The sequence below is a fragment of the Thermoanaerobacterales bacterium genome (assembly GCA_030019475.1).
Taxonomy (GTDB): Bacteria; Bacillota; Desulfotomaculia; order Desulfotomaculales; family JASEER01; genus JASEER01.
This window is the reverse complement of sequence record JASEER010000034.1, coordinates 1-24,721: the sequence shown is the minus strand read 5'-3', so window position 1 is coordinate 24,721 and position 24,721 is coordinate 1. Positions and strand designations below refer to the sequence as shown.

General features: G+C 64.3%; 23 protein-coding genes and 1 pseudogene. 4 read left to right on the top strand and 20 right to left on the bottom strand.

The window, feature by feature from the left end; translation table 11 throughout:
- The 9 genes from QMC81_09185 to ligD (QMC81_09145) all read right to left on the bottom strand — a co-directional run.
- The coding region (locus tag QMC81_09185; protein ID MDI6907640.1) for a 30S ribosomal protein S2 at positions 1-99 on the bottom strand (99 nt) is incomplete at its 3' end.
- 229 nt (positions 100-328) lie between these two features.
- The gene (codY, locus tag QMC81_09180; GenBank protein ID MDI6907639.1) at positions 329-1,111 is read right to left on the bottom strand and encodes a GTP-sensing pleiotropic transcriptional regulator CodY; all 783 of its coding nucleotides are present in this window, start codon (positions 1,109-1,111) and stop codon (positions 329-331) included.
- Positions 1,112-1,141: 30 nt separating this feature from the next.
- On the bottom strand, positions 1,142-2,539 hold the full coding sequence (gene hslU, locus QMC81_09175) for an ATP-dependent protease ATPase subunit HslU (protein MDI6907638.1): 1,398 nt from the start codon (positions 2,537-2,539) through the stop codon (positions 1,142-1,144).
- Positions 2,540-2,619: 80 nt separating this feature from the next.
- Positions 2,620-3,153 (bottom strand): ATP-dependent protease subunit HslV, encoded by a 534-nt coding sequence (gene hslV, locus QMC81_09170; GenBank protein ID MDI6907637.1) that lies wholly within the window; start codon positions 3,151-3,153, stop codon positions 2,620-2,622.
- 144 nt (positions 3,154-3,297) lie between these two features.
- Positions 3,298-4,218: a tyrosine recombinase XerC gene (locus tag QMC81_09165; GenBank protein MDI6907636.1), complete on the bottom strand. Its 921-nt coding sequence runs from the start codon at positions 4,216-4,218 to the stop codon at positions 3,298-3,300.
- Between the two features lies 1 nt (position 4,219).
- Complete coding sequence (gene trmFO / locus QMC81_09160; protein ID MDI6907635.1) at positions 4,220-5,539, bottom strand: FADH(2)-oxidizing methylenetetrahydrofolate--tRNA-(uracil(54)-C(5))-methyltransferase TrmFO; 1,320 nt, start codon at positions 5,537-5,539, stop codon at positions 4,220-4,222.
- Positions 5,540-5,542: 3 nt separating this feature from the next.
- Complete coding sequence (gene topA / locus QMC81_09155; protein ID MDI6907634.1) at positions 5,543-7,636, bottom strand: type I DNA topoisomerase; 2,094 nt, start codon at positions 7,634-7,636, stop codon at positions 5,543-5,545.
- Positions 7,637-7,702: 66 nt separating this feature from the next.
- Positions 7,703-8,788, bottom strand: coding sequence for a DNA-processing protein DprA (gene dprA, locus QMC81_09150; protein ID MDI6907633.1), 1,086 nt, complete (start codon positions 8,786-8,788; stop codon positions 7,703-7,705).
- Positions 8,789-8,894: 106 nt separating this feature from the next.
- Complete coding sequence (gene ligD, locus QMC81_09145) at positions 8,895-9,785, bottom strand: non-homologous end-joining DNA ligase (GenBank protein ID MDI6907632.1); 891 nt, start codon at positions 9,783-9,785, stop codon at positions 8,895-8,897.
- A gap of 138 nt (positions 9,786-9,923) precedes the next feature.
- On the opposite strand from ligD (QMC81_09145), the gene QMC81_09140 reads away from it, so the two are divergent.
- Complete coding sequence (locus tag QMC81_09140; protein MDI6907631.1) at positions 9,924-10,277, top strand: alpha/beta-type small acid-soluble spore protein; 354 nt, start codon at positions 9,924-9,926, stop codon at positions 10,275-10,277.
- A 131-nt stretch (positions 10,278-10,408) separates the two neighbouring features.
- Here QMC81_09140 and ligD (QMC81_09135) read toward each other — a convergent pair whose 3' ends face one another.
- The 9 genes and pseudogenes from ligD (QMC81_09135) to QMC81_09095 form a co-directional block, all read right to left on the bottom strand.
- Positions 10,409-11,359, bottom strand: a complete 951-nt coding sequence (gene ligD, locus QMC81_09135) for a non-homologous end-joining DNA ligase (protein MDI6907630.1) — start codon at positions 11,357-11,359, stop codon at positions 10,409-10,411.
- Positions 11,356-12,195, bottom strand: a complete 840-nt coding sequence (locus tag QMC81_09130) for a Ku protein (GenBank protein ID MDI6907629.1) — start codon at positions 12,193-12,195, stop codon at positions 11,356-11,358. Before QMC81_09130 ends, ligD (QMC81_09135) begins: the two co-directional genes overlap by 4 nt.
- Positions 12,196-12,411: 216 nt before the next feature.
- Positions 12,412-12,582, bottom strand: a pseudogene (locus QMC81_09125) (tautomerase family protein).
- A gap of 218 nt (positions 12,583-12,800) precedes the next feature.
- Positions 12,801-13,952, bottom strand: a complete 1,152-nt coding sequence (locus QMC81_09120; protein ID MDI6907628.1) for a DUF2225 domain-containing protein — start codon at positions 13,950-13,952, stop codon at positions 12,801-12,803.
- Between the two features lie 442 nt (positions 13,953-14,394).
- On the bottom strand, positions 14,395-15,270 hold the full coding sequence (locus QMC81_09115; GenBank protein MDI6907627.1) for a patatin-like phospholipase family protein: 876 nt from the start codon (positions 15,268-15,270) through the stop codon (positions 14,395-14,397).
- Positions 15,271-15,280: 10 nt separating this feature from the next.
- Entirely contained in the window at positions 15,281-16,003 is a 723-nt protein-coding gene (locus QMC81_09110) for a lysophospholipid acyltransferase family protein (GenBank protein ID MDI6907626.1), read from the bottom strand.
- Positions 15,928-17,310 carry a radical SAM protein gene (locus QMC81_09105; GenBank protein ID MDI6907625.1) on the bottom strand — a complete coding sequence of 461 codons (1,383 nt, stop codon included), beginning with the start codon at positions 17,308-17,310 and terminating at the stop codon, positions 15,928-15,930. Before QMC81_09105 ends, QMC81_09110 begins: the two co-directional genes overlap by 76 nt.
- Before the next feature lie 84 nt (positions 17,311-17,394).
- Entirely contained in the window at positions 17,395-18,087 is a 693-nt protein-coding gene (locus QMC81_09100) for a FaeA/PapI family transcriptional regulator (protein ID MDI6907624.1), read from the bottom strand.
- A 95-nt stretch (positions 18,088-18,182) separates the two neighbouring features.
- The gene (locus QMC81_09095) at positions 18,183-19,547 is read right to left on the bottom strand and encodes a SpoVR family protein (protein ID MDI6907623.1); all 1,365 of its coding nucleotides are present in this window, start codon (positions 19,545-19,547) and stop codon (positions 18,183-18,185) included.
- Positions 19,548-19,923: 376 nt separating this feature from the next.
- On the opposite strand from QMC81_09095, the gene QMC81_09090 reads away from it, so the two are divergent.
- The 3 genes from QMC81_09090 (at position 19,924) to QMC81_09080 (ending at position 22,609) form a co-directional block, all read left to right on the top strand.
- Entirely contained in the window at positions 19,924-21,168 is a 1,245-nt protein-coding gene (locus QMC81_09090; protein ID MDI6907622.1) for an MFS transporter, read from the top strand.
- Positions 21,169-21,274: 106 nt separating this feature from the next.
- Complete coding sequence (locus tag QMC81_09085; protein MDI6907621.1) at positions 21,275-22,195, top strand: peptidoglycan DD-metalloendopeptidase family protein; 921 nt, start codon at positions 21,275-21,277, stop codon at positions 22,193-22,195.
- A 15-nt stretch (positions 22,196-22,210) separates the two neighbouring features.
- Positions 22,211-22,609, top strand: a complete 399-nt coding sequence (locus QMC81_09080) for a polymer-forming cytoskeletal protein (protein ID MDI6907620.1) — start codon at positions 22,211-22,213, stop codon at positions 22,607-22,609.
- 11 nt (positions 22,610-22,620) lie between these two features.
- Here QMC81_09080 and QMC81_09075 read toward each other — a convergent pair whose 3' ends face one another.
- Both QMC81_09075 and QMC81_09070 read right to left on the bottom strand, forming a co-directional pair.
- Complete coding sequence (locus QMC81_09075; protein ID MDI6907619.1) at positions 22,621-24,183, bottom strand: phosphoenolpyruvate carboxykinase (ATP); 1,563 nt, start codon at positions 24,181-24,183, stop codon at positions 22,621-22,623.
- Positions 24,184-24,415: 232 nt separating this feature from the next.
- On the bottom strand, positions 24,416-24,721 hold a 306-nt coding region (locus tag QMC81_09070; GenBank protein MDI6907618.1), incomplete at its 5' end, for a DUF444 family protein.

The window sequence follows — 24,721 nt, the reverse complement described above, 5'->3', positions numbered from 1 at the left end:
CGTGAAAATATAAGGGGCCATTGTGGGATTCCACCGCCGCGTCTGGTGGCCAAAATGCACCCCGGCTTCAAGCAGTTGCTTCATTGAAACGATAGCCACTTGTCCACCTCCTTCCGCATGGTTTTAAGCCTCCGCCGCCTTCACTCCCCGTCCGGGCCCCTAAGGGCACCCCGGCCGGGATCCGGCGACGTGTGTGATGGTGATAACACCGGGTAGTATTCTACCACGGAAATGGCACAAACTACAAGTACCCGCCGTAAAAATCGACAGGACTTTAGGGGATCACATCAGCTCTCGCTTGAGTAACCCTGCGAAGCCTGGACACCCTTTACTTCCCGCCAAGGCGGGCGAGTTCTTTCAAAAGGTAGTCGTTCCGCACCCGGATGTAGGTGCCTTTCATACCCAGTGATTTGGACTCGATGACCCCTGCGCTTTCAAACTTGCGCAGGGCGTTGACGATAACCGAACGGGTGATTCCGACCCGGTCGGCGATCTTGGATGCCACCAGAAGCCCCTCGTCCCCGTTCAGCTGTTCGAAGATATGCCGTACGGCATCCAGCTCGGAGTACGACAGGGTGCCGAGGGCTATTTGCACGGCCGCCCGCTTACGGGCCTCTTCCTCCATCTGTTCCACCTGGCTGCGGAGCATCTCCATGCCGACCACCGTCGCCCCGTTCTCGGCCAGGACAAGGTCTTCCTCGGTGAATTCCCGTTCGAACCTGGCCAGTACCAGGGTCCCCAGGCGCTTGCCGGCACCCACGATGGGCACCACGGTGGTCACCTTGCCGCGGTAATGGCACTGCTGTTCGGTATTAAACACGCAGGCGTTGGTGGGCTGGCAAAAATTAGCATAAGTCATGTCAATCTGCAAAAGCCAGTCGTTATACTCCTTCGGAAAAGTAGCCTTGTTCACTATTTCCTCGGTGGTCCGGCAGGCAAACTCGGGCATAAACCGGACTCCCAGGATCCGGCCGGCGCTGTCGGCGATGTAAACGTTGGATTCCAGGTTTTCTCCGAGCACCTTGGCCACTTCATCGAAGTTCACGGGGTAGCCGGCCGATTTTTGCAGAAGCCGGTTGATCGCCCGGGATTTCTCCAGCAGCGTGCCCACCGTGCATCCCCTCTTTCACAAAGGCGGCCGCTATAAAATATAGCGGCTTAAATCTTCGTGGCGCACGATTTCCGCGAGTCGGGAACGGACATAGTGCTCGTCGATCGTCACCACCTGTCCGGCAAGTTCCGGGGCTTCGAAGGAAAGGTCCTCCAGGAGCTTCTCCAGAACCGTATGCAGCCGCCGCGCGCCGATATTCTCCGTTTGTTCGTTTACAGTATACGCGGTTTTCGCAATTTCGACAAGTGAATCTTTTGAAAATTCCACCTTAAGGCCCTCCGTGGCCAATAGCTCCTTATACTGCCTGATTAGTGCATTTTGCGGTTCGACCAGGATTTTGAGGAACTCTTCCTCGCCGAGAGGGGTCAATTCCACCCTGATCGGGAAGCGGCCCTGCAGTTCCGGAATCAGGTCCGAAGGCTTGGAGACGTGGAAGGCGCCGGCGGCAATGAAAAGCATGTGGTCGGTCTTGACCGGCCCGTACTTGGTAATGACCGTGGAACCCTCGACGATAGGCAGGATGTCGCGCTGCACCCCGCCGCGGGAGACGTCGGGGCCGGTCCCCGCCGCTTCGCGCCCGGCGATTTTGTCCAGCTCGTCCAGGAAGATGATCCCTTCCTCCTCGGCGCGCCGGATCCCCTCCGCATTGACCTCGTCGGTATCAATCAGCTTCTGGGCCTCCTGCTGGGTTAAGATCTTCCGCGCCTCGGCCACGGTGACCCGGCGCCGCTTACGCCGGCGCGGCAGGAACTGCCCCAGCATATCCTGGAGGTTGATACCCATCTCCTCCCCGCCCTGGCCGGAGAAAATCTCGAGCATGGAGGGGCCGGTGTCCTCGACCTCGATTTCGATATACTCCTGCTCCAGCTCGCCGCGGGCCAGCTTCTGGCGCAGGGTCTCGCGTTCGAACTGCAGCCGCCTTGTATACTCGCGGTTTTGGGCGTCGTCGGTCCCGCCCGTCCGCCCGCCCCCGAAAAGCATCTCCAGCGGGTTGCGGACGCCGGTCTCGGCCCGCGGACCGGGGGCCATGATCTCAATGATCCGCTCCTCGGCCAGCCGCATCGCCCGCTCCTCGACCTCCTGCAGCTTCTCGGCGCGCACCATACGGATGGATGTCTCCACCAGGTCCCGGACCATGCCCTCGACGTCCCGGCCCACGTAGCCGACCTCCGTGAACTTGGTGGCTTCCACCTTCACGAAGGGGGCCTTAACCAGCCGCGCCAGGCGGCGGGCGATTTCGGTCTTGCCCACGCCGGTCGGCCCGATCATGAGGATGTTCTTCGGCACGACCTCATCCCGCAGTTCCTCGGGAAGGCGGGCGCGGCGGTAGCGGTTGCGGAGGGCGACGGCCACCGCCCGCTTGGCTTTTTCCTGGCCCACGATGTAGCGGTCCAGTTCGGCGACGATTTGCCGCGGCGCAAGTTCCAATTCTGCTCCCCCCTGTATTAGAAACCTCGGGGGTCAGAGGTCTCGCCCCTCACAGAAACCCCCGGCCCCCGCGAAACCTCTTACAGTTCCTCAACGGAGATGTGATTGTTCGTAAAGACGCAGATCTCGGCCGCCATTTCCAGGGCGCGCCGGGCGATCTCGGCGGCGTCCAGATCAGTATGCCGCGCCAGGGCCCGCGCCGCGGCCAGGGCGAACCCTCCGCCCGAACCGATGGCCGCAATGCCGTCGTCGGGCTCGATAACCTCGCCGTTCCCCGAAACCAGCAGTACGTTTTCGTTATCCGCGACCAGCAGCATCGCTTCCAGCCGGCGGAGGTACTTGTCCGTGCGCCACTCCTTGGCCAGTTGCACCGCCGCCCGGGGGAGATTGCCGCGGGTTTCCTCCAGCTTGGTTTCGAAGCGCTCGAAAAGGGCAAAGGCATCGGCCACACCGCCCGCGAACCCCGCCAGGATGCGGTCCTGGTACAGGCGGCGGATTTTCTTCGCCTTGCTCTTGATGATCATTTGCTGGCCCAGGCCCACCTGGCCGTCGCCGGCCAGGGCGACGCGGCCGTTCTTCTTCACAGCTATAACCGTCGTGCCGTGGATGTCCAAGATTGATCACCTTCTCTTAGTATAACTGTATGACTGACCCAGTGTCTAAGAGGCAGGGGGCTTTCCCTTCCGCTTTCCGGTGCTCCGCGTCGCCCAGCACTCAACCACTCTCTTCGGGCAGTCCTGGTGCGCTAGAGGGCAGCCTTACCCCCGCGGGTGGGCCCGGTGGTAGACTTCCTTCAGCCTTTCAGCCGTGACGCGCGTGTACACCTGCGTGGTGGACAGCCGCGCATGCCCAAGGAGTTCCTGCACCACCCTCAGGTCCGCCCCGTTCTCCAGCAGGTGGGTGGCAAAACAGTGGCGCAGGGTGTGGGGGCTGACCTGCCGGTCCTGGGCCACCCGTTCAATGTGGCGGTCAAGGACCTTCCGCACCCCCCGGTCGCTCAGCCGCCCGCCGTTCCGGTTAAGAAAGAGGGGCGCCTGGGGTGCCTCGCTCTCGGCCGTTTCCCCGGCGGCGGCCAGCCTGGGCCGGCCCAGGTGCAGGTATGCGCGGATGGCGTTTACCGCCGCGCTCCCTATAGGGGCCAACCGGTCCTTGTCGCCCTTGCCCCGGACGCGGAGAAAGGCGGCCTCCAGGTCCAGGTCTGGCAGGTTTAATCCGACCAGTTCCCCGACGCGAACTCCCGCCCCGTACAGGGTTTCCAGCAGTGCCCGGTCGCGCAGGTTCAGGGGACCGTCCCCCGGCACCTCGATGAGGGCCTTCACCTCCTCCGGGCGGAGCACCCGGGGCAACCGCCGGGGCTGTTTGGGCGCCGCCACGCGCGCCAGCGGATTGCTCACCAGCACGTCATCCCGGCAGAGGTAGCGGAAGAAGGACCGCCACGCCGCCACTTTCCGGGCGATGCTCGACTTCGCCAGCCGGGAGCGCGCCAGGTGGCCAAGGTACTGGCGAAAGAGCCGGTGATCGATATCCTGCGGGGCCACCCTGTTGTCAACCTTCCCGAGCGCCCGCGCAAAATAATCCAGGCCGGTGAAAAGATCGCGTTCATAGGCCCTGAGGGTACGCGGTGAAGCGTTGCGCTCGACGCGCAAATAATAGATGAAGGCGTCTATCAGGTGATACACGTTACAGGTCACCCACCTCGGCGCGCCACGCCTCAAGCCGGTCCAGGGCCCGCGCGGCGTAGGCCTCGCAGCGCGCCTTTTTGTCGCGCACCCGCCGTTCAAGCGGCGGGAAGAGGCCGAAGGTCACGTTCATCGGCGCAAACCAGCGGGGATCGGCGGTGACGGTGTAGTTGATCAGCGCCCCGTGTGCGGTCTCCCTGGGGAAAACAAGCGGCGCCAGCCCCCGGGCGATACGGGCGGCGTTGATCCCGGCGACCAGGCCCGCGGCAGCGGACTCGACATAACCCTCCACGCCCGTGATCTGGCCGGCGAAGAAGAGGTCGGGCCGTTTCTTGCAGGCCAGGGTCGGTTCCAGAACCAGGGGCGCGTTCAAGTAGGTGTTGCGGTGCATAACCCCGTAGCGCACGAACTCGGCGTTTTCCAGGCCCGGGATCAAGGAGAACACCCTCTTCTGCTCGCCCCAGCGCAGGTTGGTCTGGAAGCCGACCAGGTTGAAAAGGGTGCCATCCCGGTTGTCCTGGCGGAGCTGCACCACGGCGAAGGGCCGCCTGCCGGTCCGCGGGTCGGTCAGGCCCACGGGCTTCAAAGGGCCGAAAAGGAGCGTTTCCCGCCCCCGCGCGGCCAGCACTTCGATGGGCATGCACCCCTCGAAGTGGACCTCCCGTTCGAATTCCTTGAGCGGAACCCGCTCGGCGCCGACCAGGGCCCGCCAGAAACGGTCATACTCCTGCTCGTCCATAGGGCAGTTAAGGTAGGACGGTTCCCCTTTCCCGTAACGGGACGACCAGAAGGCCCGGGTCATGTCCACCGATTCGAGGGTCACAATCGGGGCCACGGCATCATAGAAGTAGAAGTTGTCGGTGCCGGTCAGGCGGCGGATGTCCTCCGCCAGATCCCCCGCCGTCAACGGCCCCGTGGCCACGACCGCGGGCCCGTCCGGGGGCACCCGCAAGACTTCCTCCCGGATGATGTTGACCAGGGGTTCGTTCTCCAGGGCGGCGGTGACATGCTGCGCGAAAAGATCGCGGTCGACGGCCAAAGCCCCGCCGGCCGGAACACTGGTGGCGTCGGCGGCGCGCATGATGAGGGAATCCAGGCGCCGCATCTCCTCCTTCAGGAGCCCGACGGCGTTGGTCAGTGCCGCCGCACGCAGGGAGTTGGAGCAGACCAGTTCGGCAAAGTCCGGGGTGCGATGGGCGGGAGTCATCTTCCGCGGCCGCATTTCATACAAGGTCACCGGGGCTCCCCGCCGGACCGCCTGCCAGGCCGCCTCGGAACCGGCCAGGCCGGCTCCAACGATGATTACCGGGCGTTCCGCCACTGTCTAGTGCACCTCGGAGCGCTTCTCCCGGTGGCTGCAGACCGGGTTGGCGCAGTGGTAGGCCGTTCCCCGCTTGCCTTGCTTCTTAACCAGGAAGGTGCCGCACTCCGGGCATTTCTCCTGGACCGGCGGGTCCCAGGTCACGAAGTCACAGGCCGGATATGCCGCGCAACCGTAAAAAACCCTGCCCCGGCGCGTGTGGCGTATAACGATCTTCCCGCCGCACTTGGGACAGTTATGGCCGGTCTCCTCCAGGAGAGGCCGGGCGTTTCTGCATTCCGGGAACCCGGGGCAGGCGAGGAAACGGCCGTAGCGCCCGGTCTTGATGACCATATTCCGGCCGCAGAACTCGCAGATTTCGTCCGTAACTTCGGGTTGCTCCTCCTGGAAGGAAATCCGCCCGATTTCGTCCTCCGCCCGGCTGACCTCTTCCCTGAAACTCCGGTAGAAGTCGTCCAGCACCTGCCGCCAGGGCAACTCCCCCTCCGCGATGCGGTCCAGGTTATCCTCCATCTCGGCCGTAAACTCGACATTGATCACATCCGGAAAATACTCCTTGAGCAAATCCAGCACCTTGCGGCCCAGCTCGGTGGGGTAGAGGTTCTTACCCTTCTTGACCACGTAGCCGCGCTTCTGGATGGTCTCCACCACCGGGGCGTAGGTGCTCGGGCGTCCGATCCCCTTCTCCTCCAGTGTCTTGACAAGGGTGGCCTCCGTGTAGCGCGGCGGAGGCTGGGTGAAATGCTGCTTGGGCGTGCGGCGGAGGAGTTTCAGGACATCCCCCTGTTCCAGCGGCGGCAAGACACGCCCTTCCTCATCTTCATCCTGGTCCGCCGCGTAAACCTTCGTGAAGCCGGGGAACTTGATAATCGCCCCGGTGGCGCGGAAGGTATACTCACCGGCGGCGATGTCGACCCGCGTCGTGTCAATGATCGCCGGAGCCATTTGGCTGGCGACAAAGCGCGACCAGATGAGGTCGTAGAGCTTGAATTGGTCGGGGGTCAGGTACGGGCGCACCATCGCGGGACGCCGGGCGACGGATGTCGGCCGGATGGCCTCGTGGGCGTCCTGGACCTTGCCCTTGGCCCCGTAAACCCGCCTTTCCTGCGGCAGGTACTCCGGGCCGTAATACTCCTTGATGAACCGGGCCGCCTCGTCCTGCGCCGTCGCCGCGACCCGCGCGGAATCGGTGCGGATATACGTCACCAGGCCGGTCGCGCCCTCCTTACCGAGGTCCAGGCCTTCATAAAGTTGCTGCGCAACCAGCATGGTGCGGCGGGTCGAGAAGTTCAGCCGCCGCGAGGCCTCCTGCTGCAGGGTGCTGGTCGTGAAGGGGGGCAGGGGATGCTTGGCCTTTTCCCGGCGTATAACGTCCTTCACGGTGTACTGTGCGCCGTCCAGCTCGGCGAGGACCCGGTCCATCTCCTCCCGCGTGCCGACGGTGATCTTCTCCCCCGCGCGTTTTACCAGCCGGGCCTCGACCTTGCCCGCCCCGGCCTTGGAGAGGGACAGGGTAAGGGTCCAGTACTCCTCGGGGACAAAGGCCTCGATTTCCTTTTCCCGTTCCACGATCAGGTAGACGGCGACCGATTGCACCCGCCCGGCGGAGAGGCCCTTGCGTACCTTGCGCCAGAGCAGCGGGCTCAGGTTGTAGCCCACCAGCCGGTCAAGGATGCGCCGCGCCTGCTGGGCGTCGACCCGCCGGTCGTCGATGCGCCGGGGACTTTTCAGCGCATCCAGGACCGCCTGGCGCGTGATCTCGTTGAACTCCACCCGGCAGGGGGCGTCTTCGTCCAGTTTCAGGAGATGCGCCAGGTGCCAGGCGATGGCCTCCCCCTCGCGGTCCGGGTCCGAAGCCAGAAGCACCCCGGCAGCCTTCTTGCTGGCCGCGCGAAGCTCGGAGATCGTTTCCCCCTTGCCGCGAATGGTAATATACTTGGGTTCGAAGCCCTTTTCCACGTCGACACCGAACTGGCTGCGCGGCAGGTCACGCACGTGTCCCATGGAGGCCAGGACCCGGTATTTCTTGCCCAAGAACTTGCTCAAGGTCTTGGCCTTGGCCGGAGACTCAACGATGACCAGCGTCTTTTCAGCCAATCAATCCACCTCTTTACTTGAACCGCAATATCGTCCTGGGGGTCGTGCCCCCGGCGGTAAACATCCCTACCGGGATAGTGAACAGTATAACCGTCCGGGCAGGCGTCGCACAAGTCCCTTTAGCTCCAGGAAGGTCAGGGCGGCCTTGGCCTCGGGCGTTGCCGCCCCGCATTCGCCCAGCAGGGTGTCCTCGCCCACCGGCCCGCCTTCCTCTTTCAATCGCCGCAGCAGGGCCTGTTCCAGCGGTGTCAGGCTTGGGACCGCCTTCGACCCCGCGTCGCCGGCGAAGAGGGATGCCAGGCCCAGCTCATCGAGGATGTCCTCCACGCCCTCGGCCAGCCGCGCGCCCTGCTTAATGAGCCGGTTCGCCCCCTGGCTGCTCAGGCTCGTAACGTTCCCGGGCACCGCCATGACGTCCCGCCCCTGCTCCAGCGCCAGCTCGGCCGTGATCAGCGCCCCGCTGCGCGCCGCCGCCTCCACGACAACCACCCCGCGGGACAGGCCCGAGATGATCCGGTTGCGCACCGGGAAGTGCCAGGGCTCAGGGGGCGATCCCAGCGGGAACTCGCTGACGACCGCCCCGGAGGCGGCTATCTCCCGCATCAGCTTACTATTTTCCCGCGGGTAACATATGTCTAAACCCGTGCCCAGAACGGCCACCGTGCGGCCCCCGGCTTCGAGGGCCCCCCGGTGCGCGGCGGTATCGATCCCGCGGGCCATCCCGCTGACCACCGTCAGCCCGGCCCTTGCCAGGCCGGCGCCCAGTTCCTCGGCCACCATCCGCCCGTAATGCGTGCAGCGGCGGGACCCCACGACGGCCACGGTCACATCGTCGTCCTGCCCAAGCGTTCCCCGGTAAAAGAATACGGCCGGCGGGTCATAGATTTCCCGCAGGCGGGCGGGGTAATCGGCGTCGTCCCAGGTCACCATTTTTACTTCCAGCTCCGCCAGACGCCCCGCCTCCCGCACGGGATCGACCGTAGCACGATGCTTGAGGATTTCCCGTGGATCGCCGCGCGGACCCGGCGTCCAGAAGTCGAAAGCCGCGGCCGGAGCTTCCCACGCCCGCCGCGGCGATCCGAACCGCTCCATGGCCTCCAGCAGGCGCCGCCCGCCGGCCGGAAACAGCACGGCCCAGGCCAGCCAGTACATCCGATCGTCCAGAACCGCTCACTCTCCCTCTCCCGGGAACCCTTTTTCCTGCTGCTTTTTCGGGACCGTGCTGTCAATTCCTGCCTGGGAGCATTAAAATTCCTCCCTAAGCCAGCGCCAAGATGTCTTCCAAGGTGCCGCGGCGGGCGAAGAAGCCTTCGTACAGGTCACCCTTTTTCGCCAGCCGTTCCGGTATGGTGCGGATGTTTAGGTCGCCGGGACGCCAGTCCGGCTCCTCGAGTTCATCCCAGGAAAGAGGGGCCGACACCGGCGCCCCCGGACGGGGCCTGACACTGTAGGGGAAGGCCATGCTCTTGCCGAAGGTGTTCTGCAGGTAATCCACATACACTTTGCCCCGGCGGCGCTCCACCAGACGCTCAACGGTGGCGAAGGGACAGGCCTGCACGATGAGTTCCGCCACCACCTTCATCGCCCGCGTCACTTCGGTAAAGCTGTGGCGGGGCTCCACGGGAACGAACAGGTGAAGGCCGGTGGCGCCGGAAGTCTTGGGGAAACCATCCAGGCCGAACTCGCCCAGGGCGACGCGCGCCAGCTTCGCCACCTCGATCACCTGGGCGAAGGTTGCGCCTTCCGCCGGATCAAGGTCGATGACCGCGATATCGGGCCGCATCAGGTCGGGCACCCGGGAGAGCCAGGCGTGCATCTCGATGGCCCCCAGATTGGCCACCCATAAGAGGGTTGCCAGGTCGCCGTGCACCACGTAACGGACCGTTTTTTCCTCGTGCTCCACGGCCGCCGTTCTGACCCATTCGGGCGCGTGCGGCGGGCAGTCTTTCTGGTAGAAGTTCTCACCCGATATGCCATCGGGGAAACGGTTCATCACCGCCGGGCGCCCGGCCAGATAGTTGACCGCCGCCGGGCCCACTTCCCGGTAGTACGAAAGGAGATCGCCCTTGGTGTAGCCGTCGGCCGGCCAGTAGATTTTCTCCAAGTTTGTCAGTTCCAATTCGACTTCATCCACCAATACCCGTGGCATCACCCGGCCCTCCTCCGGCGAGTTTCCCTTATTCTGCCCCCGCCGCCCGGTGGGAATCGGCGCAGGCAAAAACTGCGTTCCCGTCCCATGGCATAGACCTCTCGACCCTCGTTCATTCTAAGAACGAGGTGATAAGCGATGGCTGAAAAAGATAACGCCCGCGAGCAGTTGAAATGGAAAACCGCGCGCGAACTGGGCCTTGACGACGACCTCGCCGCCGGGGGGGACGAACTGACCGTCCGCGAAGCCGGCAAGATCGGCGGCCAGATGGTGCGCAAGCTGGTGGAACGGGGCGAGGAGGCTCTTGAGGAGGCGACCGACGCCACCGCCGAGACCGCCGAACGGGCCACGGCCACCGGAGAACAGGTCGTCGACCGGACCATGGAAGCGGCCCGCAAAGCGGCGCAAACCACGGTGCGCGCCACGGAGCGCGCGCGCGACGCGGCGGGAAAGGCTCTGGAGGCCACCGGCGAAAGGCTCCAGGCGGAATAGCAGGCTGACGAGAACGGGGTGGCCAGCGGACGGAAGGGACTACGGCTCGCGCGTCCTCGGGGCACCCCGTTTCCTTTCAACCGGGTTATGATCATCCTGCTCCGGCATCGGCCGGGGGCGGTGGGGTGCAGTTACTGTTCATCGACCGGACCGCATTCCTCCGGGCGCTTGTCCCAGCGTAACCCCTTAAAGCTCGGATGCCGCAAGAGGCCGTCGCCGGTCAGGGTCGTGTAGTGGACCGTGCAGACCAGGACCGGCGCCACCCACCGTGGACGGCGCAGGTGGCCCCGCGGCGCATCCACCGTCGCCTCCGGCACCTCGATCCCGTGCAGCGCTTCCAACAGGGCCGCCTCTTCGGCGGCGGAAAAGCCGGTTCCCACCTTGCCCTGAAAGACCAGGCGGCCCCGTTGGTAGGCGCCCAGGACCAGGGCGCCCAGGCGCCGCGCCCCCTGGCCGGGCTCCCAACCGCAGATCACCAGGTCGGCGTTTCGCACGGCACGGATCTTTCGCCAGTGGGGCGACCGCCGCCCGGGCAGATAGGGGCTCCCGAGCCTCTTGCCCACGATTCCCTCCAGGTTCGCCCCGGCGCTGGCCTCGAAAAAGGCCTCTCCCTCGCCGGTCACAAAATCGGGCACCATAATGTCCGGGCCGGCGGCGACGGCTTCCACCAGCCACTCCTTGCGCTCCTCGATGGGTTCCCGCGTAATATCCCGCCCGTCCAGGTAAAGGGCGTCGAAGGCCACGAAAAGCGCCGGTATCTCTGCCGCGGCGCGGGCGATGCGGGCGGGATCCCCGGCACGTCCGCGCTGCTGGAGGGCGGCGAAGCTGGGCCGCCCGTTGACGGGAACAATGATCTCCCCGTCCAGGATGGCCGGCAGCCGACGGACCTGTTTATGAAGCCGGCCGAGTTCCGGAAAGCGCGGGGTCAGGTCCAGCAGGTTGCGGGAACGGAGAACGGTGGCGTCGCTCTCCAGGTAGGACAGGCAGCGGTACCCGTCCCACTTCACTTCAAAAAGCCACTCTCTCCCGGAAAAGGGTGCGGCCGCCACGGCCAGCATCGGCCTCAAAAGCGGCAGGGTCACGCCCCGGCCTCCTTCCGCTTCCGGGCCGGCGCCTTACGCGCCTTGGGCGCCGCGGCCTGCTTGCGCTCTTCCTTGGCGCGGGCGATGCTCTCCTTGAGAGCCTCCACCAGATCGACCACGCGTGCCGTCTCCGCCGGCCGCGGAGTGACCACGGCCTCCCCCGCGACCTTAGCGCGGATGATCTCCAGCAGCGCTTCCCGGCGCCGGTCGGGGTAGCGGGCGGGATCGAAGGGTGCGGCCAGGCTTTCCACCAGGCTTTGGGCCATCTTCCGCTCGTTGTCGTGCAGCTGCACCTGATAGTCCAGTTCCGGCAGGAGTTGGGGGTTACGCACCTCGTCGGGGTACAGCATGGTACTCATCACCAGCGCACGGTTTTTAACCCGGACGACCGCCAGGCTTTCCCGCGTCCGGATGGCGACCCGCGCCACGGCCACCTTCCCGGTTTCGGCCATGGCCTCGCGCAGGAGTTCATAGGCCTTCTGCCCGCCCTCGGCCGGCACCAGGTAGTAGGACTTTTCATAATATACCGGGTCGATTTCCGCGAGGTCCACGAAATCAAGCAGCGATACGCTTCGCCCCCCGTCCGCCGGCGCCGCGGCCAGCTCTTGCTCCTCGATGACCACGTAGCGGCCCTTTTCGTACTCGTAGCCGCGGACGATGTCAGACAGCGGAACCTCTGTGTCACAAACCGGACACCAGCGGCGGTACTGGACAGGCGTATGGCATTCCCGGTGGAGGTAGTGGAAACGGACCTCCTTTTTCTCGGTTGCCGGATACAGCTTGACGGGAATGTAGACCAGCCCGAAAGACAGGGCCCCTTTCCAGATCGGGCGCACCAAAAACACCTCCGCCCCTAGTGTTTACCACGCAGGGGCGGAACCTGTCCTCGAAAGCCTTGAAATCTGTAAGCAAGTGTTTATCGTTCTCTCAGGAAAAGGCTCCCCTTGCAGTGCGTTCCTCCGGCGCCGGGTCACCGGCTCTCCGCCGATGCCTCAGTTGTCCGTATCCACCTCGCCGGTGACGACCATCATTCAACGGTTCCCCCGGTACCTCTATAACCCGCCAAACCAGTCCTCCCGCGGGATCTCCTGGATGCACAGGCTAATATCCTCCACGGCTACACCGGTATGTCCGTGCAGAATCTCCGCGAGGCGCTTCAACAGCCGTTGCTTCTTTTCACCTGTCCTTCCAGGATACATCAGGATCCGGGCGAAGATAGAATGCGGGTCCCGCGAAGGATGAAAGGCCTGGACCGGCGCGTTGGATAAAGACGTGTCCTTTTCGTTCGTCTAGACCGAGCTCTCGCACCAGTACCTCCCGCAGTTCCGGCGCCAAAGACGCGTAAACCGGCGTCGCCGACGACAGGTGAACAAACCAAAGGGCATTCAAGGCGCCTCATCCGAAACCTAAAGTCGTTACGCGAATGGTTTCCGGCCGGGACTCACCCTTGCTCCCGGACCGGCATGGTCTCCTCACCGCCACGTGACTGGTAGCGGATTTCCTGCCACTGGTCCCGGGCCATGCGGACGATTTGCGGATTTGCGTCCTTCTTCGGGTGTCCGATCACCCGGCCGAACCACTGCACGGCCTCCGCCCGCTTCCCCAGGCGGCGGTGGAGTTCACCGATCAAGTACAGCAGGCGGATCTCTTGCTTCGCGTCGGTCGTCGGCTCCCGCTCGAAGGCCGCCAGGTAATGGCCCAGGGCCGCCCGCAGGGCTTCACGCTCCGCGGGCTCGTCCCCCGCGTAACGGTACAGCCAGGCGAGCTTGAGACACGTCCTGGCGCGCATGGATGGCCGGGCGGCGACGGCTTCCTGGTATTCCATGACCAAGCGGTAAGCCCTGACGGCGTCCTCCAGCGTCCGCGGTCCTCCGAAGCCGCCGCGCGGTACACCGGCGCCGAGTTTCCGCGCCAGCGCCCTGGCCGCGGGGTTCAGCGGTTCGTGATCCGTTTCATCGAAGGCATACCCGCAGGCCTCACAGACAATCGCCTCGTAGAACAGAGGATTAGGACCCTCGTAATGGTGGTAGAAGTCAGGGTCGGTCCGGGTAACGCGCAGGTGGCGGGAGCGCACCGCGCAGGAGCGGACCGTGGCGGCGCAGCACGGGCAGAGGTGTTGCTTGATGTACAGCTCCTCGGGCAAAGCGGCCGTGGGATTCATGGCCTGACGGTCCCTAAATCCTTCTAAGACGTCGGCTCGCCGCAGGCGCTGACGCACAAGCATCCCCAGAGGGCCGTACCGGCTGTCGAGCTGTTCGAGCAGATTCGCGTCAAAGGCGAACAGAATGACGGGCGACAGCGTCGTGCCGCCGGCCGGCCAGTAATCACGGTCCAGGAAGGCCCGCGCCCCAAGCACGCTCCCCGCGTCCGCCACCGCCACCGGCCCATCGTCGCCGCTTCGGCGGAACAACCCTACCTGGCCGGCCAAGACGACGTAAACCCGGCCCACCCTTTCCTCCGCATGAAAAAGGGCGGATCGGGGCGGCAACTGCACCACGCCGCCGGCCCGGGCCAGGCTCTGCAAAACCGTCTCGTCCAGCCCGGCAAAAGCCGGCACCCTGGCCAGCGCCGTAATCACAACTTCCTGGCTCATAAAGGCAATCCCTCCAGGACTCACTATTTCCACCCCGGAGCGCCCTTTCCTGCAGAATATTTAGCCGTGTACATGAAACTGATCCCCCCGCTGTCCGCCTGATGTCCGACTTTGACGGCATACGTGACCAGCAGGACCAATGCACCGGCGACGCTGAGCAAACCGCAAGCGGCGGCGGTAGGGTGAACAGGATAACGCCGGCCAGGAAAATCCTCTTCGTCCCGAAATTGTCGGCGAGATAGGCGGTAGCCGGGATCACCACCCCCATGGCGACGAGGTAGGTCGTGACCACCCACTGAACGTCCCCGATACCGACACCGAACTCCGCCATCAGGTGCGGGATGGCCACATTGAGGATTGTGATGTCCAGGAGGTCGAAGGCGAGGGCGTTGACCACGGCCACCAGCGTCCACCAGCGGTAGTCCATACGTTGCTTGTCTCCCTACACGCTTATCCGATCGATCAGCATCTGAAGCTGCCTCAGCACCCGGCGCCCCGCCTCTTCACCGGCGGCCACGCATTCGTCGACCCTCTGGAATTCATACCACCGTATCCCTTCCACTCCGGGCTTAATGAAGAACACCGCCGCCGCACTGCGGGGAGGGACCGCCCGGCGGCCGTCCCTCTGCCGGCACAGCAGCAACGAACGTCCCAAAATACTCAGGTAACCCGGCGGCCGCGCCTCCGGCGGACGGTCCCGGGCGTCCCGAAAAATCAAACCGCAGCACATCACACCCGCTCGCCAGGCCAGGCTCGAGCTGTTCTTTCCCGCCCCTACATCCACGGCAATGACGACTGAGGCCCCCATCTCCAGCGCCGCCAAAAACGGCACCGGACTAACCACACACCCGTCGACCAGAACACGGCCTTCCAGGAATACCGGCGCAAAAATACCAGGTATCGCCGTACTGGCCCGGAGGGCAGTGGCCACCGGCCCCGAGCGCAGCCGAACCTCGTCTCCGCAGGCCAGGTCGCAGGCGATTACCGCGAGCGGTTTCTCCAGCTCGGCAAACGTCCTTCCCCCGAGCAGGTCGGCGAAGTATTCTTCCAGGCGTTGGCCGAGAATCAGGCCGCGGCGGGGAAACGCGACATCGGCCAGGCGGAGGAGTTCCCCCCAGCGCGTGTTCCGCGCCATCCTTTCCATTTCGGCCACACCGTACCCCGCGGCGTAGGCCGCACCTACGACGGCGCCCATACTGCTCCCCGCCAGGATACTGACAGGGACGCCGGCCTCGTCAAGAACCTTCAGAACTCCCAGGTGAGCGTATCCCCGGGCGCCACCGCTTCCCAGGGCCAGTCCCACCCATGGTCTTGTCATCTCAGCCGTTTCACCGTCCAGTCGGAGAAGGCCCGTGCCTGCCGGCGCACAGGTCACGCACCCGCTCCTCCATCATTATATTCAAAGCCGCCATTGCTGTCCGTGGCGGCCGCGCCATGCTTGACAACCTGAGAGGTTCGCCGATGCAAACCTCCACCCTGGCGCGGTGCGGGCGCCATTCCCCCGGAGGAAGCAGGCGTCCGCTGCCGCGGATGCCGACCGGAAGCACGGCCGCCCCGGCCTTTAGAGCGAGGTAGGCCCATCCCGGCGCGAAGGGGCGGGGTTGCCGGCCCACCCCTCCCTCAGGGAAGACCATCAGCGCCCCGCCGGCTCCCAGGTGACTCAGCGCCCTTTTCATCCCGGCCGTCGCCCCCGTCCCCCCTTCGACGGGGATCGCCCCGAACCAGCGGAGCAGCGCTCCGACACCCGGCCGAGTAAAAAGATAGGCTGCGGAGAGCGAAACCATGCGCCGGGGACAGGCCGCGACCAGGATGAGCCCATCCACAACGCTGGCGTGGTTGGCAACGATGATCAACGGCCCGTCGGGCGGGATGCGTGCCGCACCCCTGACGATCAGGCCCCCCGTCGCACGAAACAACAAGGAGAGCACCAACCGGCCCAGGCGGTAGCCCCGGTCGGCCCACGTGAGGGGCGCCGTCAGCGCCGTCCGGCGGGCGTCGCCTGGCAGGCGCCGTGCCGCTTCGCCCAGATCCCGTCGGCCACGGCGCCCCACTCCGCCGCCCGGCGGTCCAGGTGCGCGGCCACCGTCCCCTGAAGGACATTCTCCGCCCCTTCGTGGGTCGGACGGGCGCCGGACTCGGCCACGATCGCCCGCAGGGCGTCCGGGCGGTCGATGATCGGGCAGGGCCGCAGCAGGTTCTCATGGAAGGGCTGCCGCTTCCGGTAGGCGCGGAAGAGGGGCGAATCCAGGACCTCCTTCAGGCTCTTCTCGTTGATGTTGTCCAGTGCGAAATGGGCGAAGGCGCAGGGCTCGACCTCCCCGGCGGCGTTGATGTGGAAGTAACGGCGCCCGCCGGCGATGCAGCCCCCCGTTAGTTCCCCGTCATTCCAGAAGTCGGCGATCAGGATGGGCTTGTGCGTCCGCATGTAGGGGATGCGCTCCGCAAGGTAGGCGCGCTGCTCCGGCGTCACCATAAGGTCCACGTTCGGGTTGCGGCCGATGGGGATGTAGTGGAAGGTCCAGCCGTAGGTCACGCCCTTCTCGATCAGGAAATCGATGAAGGCGTCACTCGTGACCTCCTCCACGTTAAGGCGCGTGATGGTGATCGAGACGCCGAAGATCGCGCCCCTCTCGCGCAGGAGGTCCATGGCCCGCATGACCCTATCGAAGGTCCCGGCCCCGCGGCGGGCGTCCGTCCGGTCACGCCAGCCCTCCAGGCTGATGGCCGGGCTGAAGTTGCCGACCTCGATGATCCGGTCGGCGACGCGCTCATTGATCAGCGTCCCGTTGGTGTAGGCCATGAAGGCCATGTCATCATGTTTGGCCATCAGGTCGAAGAGGTGCGGGTAGACCAGGGGCTCCCCGCCCGACAGGACGATCCAGTAGATACCTAGTTCCTTGGCCTCGCTGAAGAGATGGTCCAACCGTTCCGGCGCGATCGAGTTCTTCCGGGAATACTTGCCCGCCCAGCAGCCCTCGCAGGCCAGGTTGCAGGCGCTGGTGGGGTCGACCAGGATCAGGTTGGGGATATTAAACCCCAGTTCCTCCGAAAGCTTGCGCTGCCGGGGAATGCCGGCGAACATGTTCCGCACGAACCAGTTGAATACCAGGCGCTTCTTCAGGTTGGGGTGCGTTTTCGCCGCCAGGTTGTTGATGTAGCCTCTGAGGACCGGGTCCTCCCGGTAGACCACGGCCGCCCGGTCGATCTGCTCCCTGTGCTCCCCGTGGACGGCGAAGGCGCGGGCCAGGCTGAATAAGCGCGGGATGTTGTTCTCGGGATCCTTGCCGGCATAGGAGAGCGCCTGTTCCACCACCTCGGCCGAAATCCGGTTGTTCAGCAAACTCGACTGCCAGGACACTATGATTTCCTCCTTCCTTGGGCCGCACTGGCCGACCCTTTCCCCCAAGATCCCCAATATACCCAAAAAATATCCAAAAAAATTTTACCTACCCCGTTCCAGGGCCTGGCGCAGGAAGCCGACCAGCAGTCTCCCCTCGCGGGCGTCGTATTCTCCGATGGACTGCAGAAACCGCCGGACCTGGGCCTCCACCCTCTTGTGCAAACCGTCCTTCATTCCCTTGATGGCGGACCCGACAGCCGTGCCGGCGAAAAGGCCCAGGGCGATTTCCGGTCTGGCCGCGGCATGCAGGACGTTCTGCACCGTGGCCAGACCGCGGCTCCCAAGGTACTCCAGGTACACGGTAAGGAGAACGATCGTATAGGCGCCAAAGGCCAAAGGCCACTCAACGGCCGGCATCACCTCCAGCAACTCCTCGATTACTTTCCGCGCACCGCTGGTCTTCACCTGGTCCAGAAACTGCAGCAGCCTCCGGCGGACGACCGACCAGTCGCCGTTCCCCCCGTTCGCCGCACCCTCGCCTTCCCGCCAGCGCCAGGCGCGCGCCGTGGGCCGGAAGACGACCATCGACCGCCCGGGGAGGCGATCCTCCCTGTTTACGGCATAGGCGCTCTCCAGAAACCCGTCTTTCTCCAGCACCTTGAGCATGTCATAGGCGGTCCACTTGCTCACGCCGAGGGCATCGGCCACTATGGTGTAGTGTACCGGTTCCCCTATTTCCCGGAACAGGGTCAGGATCTTGGCCAGGAATTCAGTGCGGCGGCGCGTGAGTGTCACTTAGAACAGCCCCTTCTCTTACCCAACAAACCAAAATTCTTTTCCCTCAAGTATATACAACCCGTGCCCCGCGTTCAAGCCCTTCGGCCAGCCTTTTACAGGAATCTCTTGCCTACCCGTTCGCCGTGATAGGAGAACACAACCCTCTTCCCGTCCAGTACGGTTTCCAGGTGCACCGGCCGGCACCAGAGCCGGTGGGCATGGGGCAGCGTCTTTTCCAGGTAGGGAACGTCAAGTTCCACTCCCTCGTAGGAATGGCGCAGGTAGAGCTCACCGCGGTGGTTGAAGTCCCCGTCCTCGACAACGATGTAGGGGTGTCCCCCGTTGGCCAGGTGCTCCAGCAGTGTCTCCCGCACCGTCTCCCAGGTCTTCTCGACCACCCGCCATTCGCGGCCCACTTTGCGGTAGACATACAGGTCTAAATCATCCACGATCTCCTTTGTCAGGTGGTTGCGGATCAGCGAAACGTCGTTCTCCGTCGCCCGCACTTCAAAGAGTGCCTCGCGGCCGTAACGGCGCTCGATGTGCTCCAGCAGGCGCAGGCCCAGCGGGTAGGGATTGATGTGGAAGCGCGAACCCTGTATCAGGCCGGCGTGCATCCGGGCGAACTCCAGCGCTTCGCCCTCGGGGAGGTCGATCTCGCGCATGATGCGCAGGTGCCAGTACGTGGCCCAGCCCTCGTTGAGGATTTTAGTCTCCAGCTGGGGCCAGAAGTAAAGCGACTCATCACGCACCACCCCGAGGATGTCCCGCTGCCACTCCGCGAGGTCCCTGGCGTGTTGCATGATGAAGCCCAGGATGTCCTTTTCCGGCTGCACGGGAAACCGGTTAAAGGCGGGAGCAAGGCCTTCCCCTTCGCTCGCGCTCCCGCCACGGGGCCGGTCCAGGTTCCATAGGTCGTCGTAGGGCGTTTCCCGACCGCGAAGACAAACCTTCTCCGGTTCGGGCGGGGGCGGCTCCCGGACCATCCGCCGCGGGTTGACATGCTCCTGGATCGCCAGCGCGGCATCAAGAAAGGGTTCAACGCGCTCCCTGCCGTACCGCGCTTCGTAGGACGCGATCCTCGCCGCGGCAGCGGCCATAGTCTCCAGCATGTCCCGTCGCGTGAACGCAAAGTAGGCATTGTTCTTGAAGAAATCGCTGTGGCCCAGGACGTGCGCAATAACCAGCTTGTTCTGAACGAGGGTGTTCCCCTCAAGGAGAAAGGCGTAACACGGGTCGGTGTTAATGACCATTTCGTAAATGCGGCTCAGGTTGTAGTCGTACTCCATCTTGATGCGGTGAAAGGCCTTCCCGAAGGACCAATGTGCAAAGCGCGTGGGCATGCCGTAGGCGCCGAAGGTATAGATGACGTCCGCCGGGCAGATTTCAAAGCGCATCGGGAAAAAGTCCAGGCCGAGCCGCAAGGCGGCGTCCATAATCTGCGCAATGGCCGGCTCCAGGCGCTGCATCTCCATCATGGTCGCACCCCCTACTGCCAATCTATATGCGCGGCAGGCAGGAGGCAGGACCGTGCCCCCGGGGCGCGAATCGAGAATGCCCGCCGGAACTTGTTTATAAAAAGGCCGGAGATAAACTCCGGCGCGCATACCCCGGGTGTACTCAATTCCCGCTAAACCTGGCCTAACTGTTAACGCCTGGATTATTTGACATCCATTGACGAGACTTGCTGGCGGGATCAGCTTAGGTCAATGGACTTCCCTGATCCAGCCCATCACACGTCCAAAGGTATCCGGCTTCCAATATATGCATGAGGGCAGGGGCACGACCGGCCCCGCGGGCAGGAATGGGCTGCGGATTGTCGAAACGGAAGAGGAAATGCCCGGGAGGCGTGCCGTGTCTCATCACCGTTCTGCGTCTTTTCTGGTTTTTCTCCTGAGCACAACCCTCTTCCTGAGCCTGCTCCCCGGGTTCAGTCTACCCGCGGTACTCACTCTGGTCCAGCGCGACTGGGGGATGGGCCCGGGGCAGGCCGGTGTGGTCATCGCCGCCTTTCAGGCCGGATACATCCTGGCCGCCATCATCGCTCTGCCCCTGACCGACCGCTACGACGCCCGGTGGATTATCGCCGGGGGCGCAGCTGTCTGTACCGCCGGTCACCTGGCGTTCGCCGCAATGGCCCACGATCCCCTTACCGGGACCATCCTGCGCGCGCTCGCCGGGGCAGGCCTCGGCGGCGTCTACATGCCGGGGCTGCGCCTGGCCTCGATGGTGCCCTCGATGAAGGGCCGGGCCGTGGGGCTCTATGTATCGTCCTACCTTTTCGGCACGGCCTTTTCCTTCGCCGTTACCGGGGCCCTGGCAGCCCTGGTGCCCTGGCAAAGCGCCTACCTCGCCGTCTCCGTTGTCAGCGGCCTGGCCCTTGTTGCCGGCCTATGGCTGATCCGTAGCCCCATGCCCGAGGGGATAACAGCTGTGCCGCCGCGCCCGGCCCGGGCGGAGGACCGCGTCCGGGAACAGTTCTCATTCCGTGCCCGGCTGCCTGTCATTCTCGTAATCGGGGCCTATATAGCCCACATGTGGGAACTTTACGGCCTGCGCTCCTGGCTGGCGCCTTTCATGGTCGCCGCGGCCGGAGGCGAAACGGCCGGCGCGGCGGCCCGCGGCGCCCTGCTGGCCTCTCTCTCGGTGGTACTGAGCGCCACTTCGACCATCATCGCCGGCTGGCTCTCCGACCGCCTCGGACGGTCGCTGACGGCCGCCGTTATCCTCACCGCCAGCGCGGCCTGTTCCTTCGTCTTCGGGTGGCTGCTCTCCGCCCCCTTCTGGTTGATCGCCGTCATCGGAGTGGTTTACAGCCTCACCGTCGCCGCCGACTCTCCCATCTTCTCCACCAGCCTGACTGAGCTGGTCCCCAGTGAAAAACTGGGGCACGTGATGGCCTGGCAGACATTCCTCGGGTACGGCGCCGCGACCCTCTCCCCCGCTGCGTTCGGCTTCATTCTGGAAAGCTTCCCCGGCACACAGGGCTGGGGCCTGGCCTTCGGGCTCCTGGGAGCCGGGGCCGTCCTGGGCCCGGGGCTGATGCTCATCCTCCGCCGCTTCCCGGAAAGCGCCCGTCTCTGCAGCGGTAAACGATGAAAGCGGTTTTAGACCAATTGATGTCATAATATGGCACCCTGCAGGATAACCCGCCCCGCCTGTCGAAGAATCAGAACGGCAGAGATTGTTTAGGATGGATGCTGTGGTGGGACGGCGAAAACGGCGAGGCAGGGAGAAACTAACGGTCATCGTGATCCCGGAAGGCGGACGGCAAGTCCGCCAGTTGGCCGTGCCTGTGCGGTTCCTGTGGGGAGCCGCCCTGGGCCTCCTGGGGCTGGTGGCCGCCACCGTCTGCCTGGCCTGGTACGGACAGGCCCTCAGCGGCCGCGTCCAGAGCCTGCGCCATCTTGAGGCTGCAAACCGGGAACAGGCCGGGGAGATCGCCCGCCTGCGTGAAAAGGCATCTGAAACCGACCAGAAGCTCAGGGAAATAGACCGCCTGGAGGCCGAGGTACGGCGGATGGTCGGCCTGCCCCCGCCGAAAGACGGCGGCTCCCAGGTGTCACGCGGCCTTTCCGGAAGCCGTCCGCCTCTAGCGGCCGGCGACGGCCAACCCGCGCTGGCTGAGATCAGGCATCGCTTCGAATCCCTTGACGACCGGCTTGACGCCGAAGAGGCCGATCTTGCCGCTCTCAAAGATGACCTTAAGAAACGTCTGGCCTATCTGGCCGCCGTCCCTTCAGGGTGGCCGCTAGGCGGTGAAATCTCCTCCGGCTTTGGCACCCGCCGTTCGCCCTTCGGGCGCCGCAGCGAATTTCATGACGGCCTGGACATCGCCGGCAACTACGGGGCCGCAATCCGTGCCGCCGGAAGCGGCGTGGTGACCTCGGCGGGGTATCTTCCCGGCTACGGCCGCACGGTCGCCATCAACCACGGCTATGGCCTGCAATCCCGGTACTGCCACCTCTCGACGGCCCTCGTGGAGCCCGGGCAAAGGGTCGAACGCGGGCAGGTTATCGGCCGGGTCGGCAGTTCGGGGCGAAGTACCGGACCCCACCTTCATTTTATGGTTTTCTCCGGCGGCAGCCCGGTTGACCCGACGCGCTATCTAAAAAAGACGCCCTAAGGAGAGTTGATCCGAATGTTTAAGAGCAGGAAGGGCGGACAAACCGACGGCCTTACGCTGATCACCAAAGACGTGCACATCAAGGGAGAGTTGGACGGCAAGGGATGCCTGCGGGTGGACGGTGAGTTGGAGGGTAAAATCACCATCGAGGGGGATGTTATCATCGGGGAAGGCGGAAAGGTGACCGCCACGGTCGAGGCCGCCAACCTGACCGTGGCCGGCACCCTTAAAGGCAAGGCTATCGTGACCAACCGGCTGCACATCGGCCCGGCCGGCCGGGTCGAGGGCGACGTTCAAGCCGCGCGTCTGGCGGTCGAAGAGGGCGGCGTCCTGCTGGGCCATTGCAGTGCCGCCGCCGACAGCCCACACCTCTCGGAGATTGCCGCGAAGGCCCGTCTCAAGAAGAGTTCGTAGGGGCAACGGGCCTATCGGCCGGCCGCGGCCCTCCGCATTTCCCGCGGCGGTTCCACGGCGTATACGATCTCCGGCAGGAGATCGGGGTATTTCGCCAGCCAGCGGCGCCGTTCATCCCGCAGCCGCTCCACCCGTTCCCGGTACTCATCGGGGGTGTAGTGGAGCACGGGGTCGTAGGGCTTGATATCGATCCCCGGCACCTCGGCCGGGACCTCGTAGCCCCAGTCAGGATCCCGCCGCCACCGGATACCGCCGGCGGCGATCTGCTTCATGATCGTCGTCGAAACCTTGATCGTGATCTTCGTCCCCGGGCTGCCGTCCCGGGCCCCGATACTGCCCGTATTCAACAGGTAGCATTCGATGTCCGGGTTCGCCCGCAGGATCTCCAGGAGACGGTTCCCCTCAATGGACTCCGGGCCGATGATGAAGGGATTGGTGCCTACCTGCCGCTTCGGTTGCCCTGCCTTCGTCGGATCTCCGGCCGAGGTCTCGATGGACTCGCCGAGCATAAAGTAGGCTGCGGCCTGCTCCGCGGTAAGGCGCGCCACCACCGGCACTACGTCGTTGCGGCGGGTGATGAATACGATGCGGTGGGCCTTGTCAAGGTCGATACGATCGTCCGTGCTGCGGACGTCCCGGCGCAGGATGACCCCCCGCCCGTTGGAGGTCAGGGTCGCGTCATCGAAATCGACCGTGCCGTCCCCGCGCACCATAACGTTTTCGAAGACGGCGTGGGGCTTGATGGCAGCGTCATAGAGCACCGCCTGCGAAGGGTCGAGACCCTCGGTTTTGATATAGAACCCGTTTTCCGTTCCGTAGCAGTAGCCCTGCGGGTTCATCATCACCACGTCGTCCTGCCGGATGGCGACCCCCTCCGGCGCAGCCAGGTCATGGTCGTGCATCGTCAGCGTGGTCTTCCCCGTACCGCTAAGCCCGAAGAGGATAAACCCCGTCTCCCTGAGCTTTCCGTCAGTACCAAAGACCCGTAGCAGCTTCGCGCCCGCGTGGAAGCCCAACCCGCCCCGCTCTTTGGCCACGAACATCGCCATGCGCAGGAAGGATTTCTTGCACTCCCCGAAGTAATCGGTGCCCAGAATGTACGTTACGCGCTCCGTGGGGTGACAGAAAATGATCCTCTCCGGCCACTCCGGAACGTAAACGCTCACCAGGTCGGGCTCCCCTTCCGGATCGGCCGGGGGGAAGAGCATGTTATGCCACTGGTAGGGGATACGGGCGTAAGGCCGGGTAATAAAAAGCCGGCAGTGTAGGCTGAAATCCGGGTGCAGCCCCATCCGCCGGTCAAGCCGGATGACTTCCTTGTCGCGCAGGTACGCGTAGACTTTATCGACAAGGGCCAGCGCTTTCTCGGGGGCGATGCCCCGCTGGTCTACGCCCAGCGGCACCACACCCTCCACGATATACGTGAACTTGGCGCTGCGGCTGCGGACGCGGGACACGTAGCTGGCGCTCCCGTAAACCGTGGTCCGCTCCTCATGCCGGGCCATACCCCGCAGTTCTTCGGTGTTCGGGTTGTCGATGATCCGGGCCTCCACGGGCCGGCGGAAACGGTACATTGCGAAGTCCTCTCCTTTCTGCGGAAAACGTGCCTGCCACCGAGAAGTACCGTGGGCGTGCACTTTGTATACCGTTATACTGTATATGATAAACACATAATACCAAACGAGTTCGCCGAATTCAACTTTACCGCCGATACCAATTTGACCATAACCCCCGCCTGGCATAATAAATATAAAAAAGCCCCTCAATCGAGGGGCGAAATCGCCTGGTGCAAAACGCCTTATCCGCTCAGTCCCGCGGCTGGAAAAAGGCCTTCAGCGCCCTGTAAACGTCCCCCTTTTCGCGGATCACAACGGTCAGGAAACGCGGGTCCTGGATGCGCTTGAAGGCCGTGCGCAGGGTGCTGGTGTAATAGTACGGACCTTCGATTTCTCCGTAACCGATCAGGCTTACCGCCGGAAGCAAGCGCCGGACGGCTTCAATGCAGGCTTCGTTGTCCGAGGACAGGTTGTCACCGTCAGAAAAATGAAAGGCGTAAACATTGAACTCCGAGGGCGGGTAACGAGCGGCGATGATCTCGTGTGCCAGATGGTA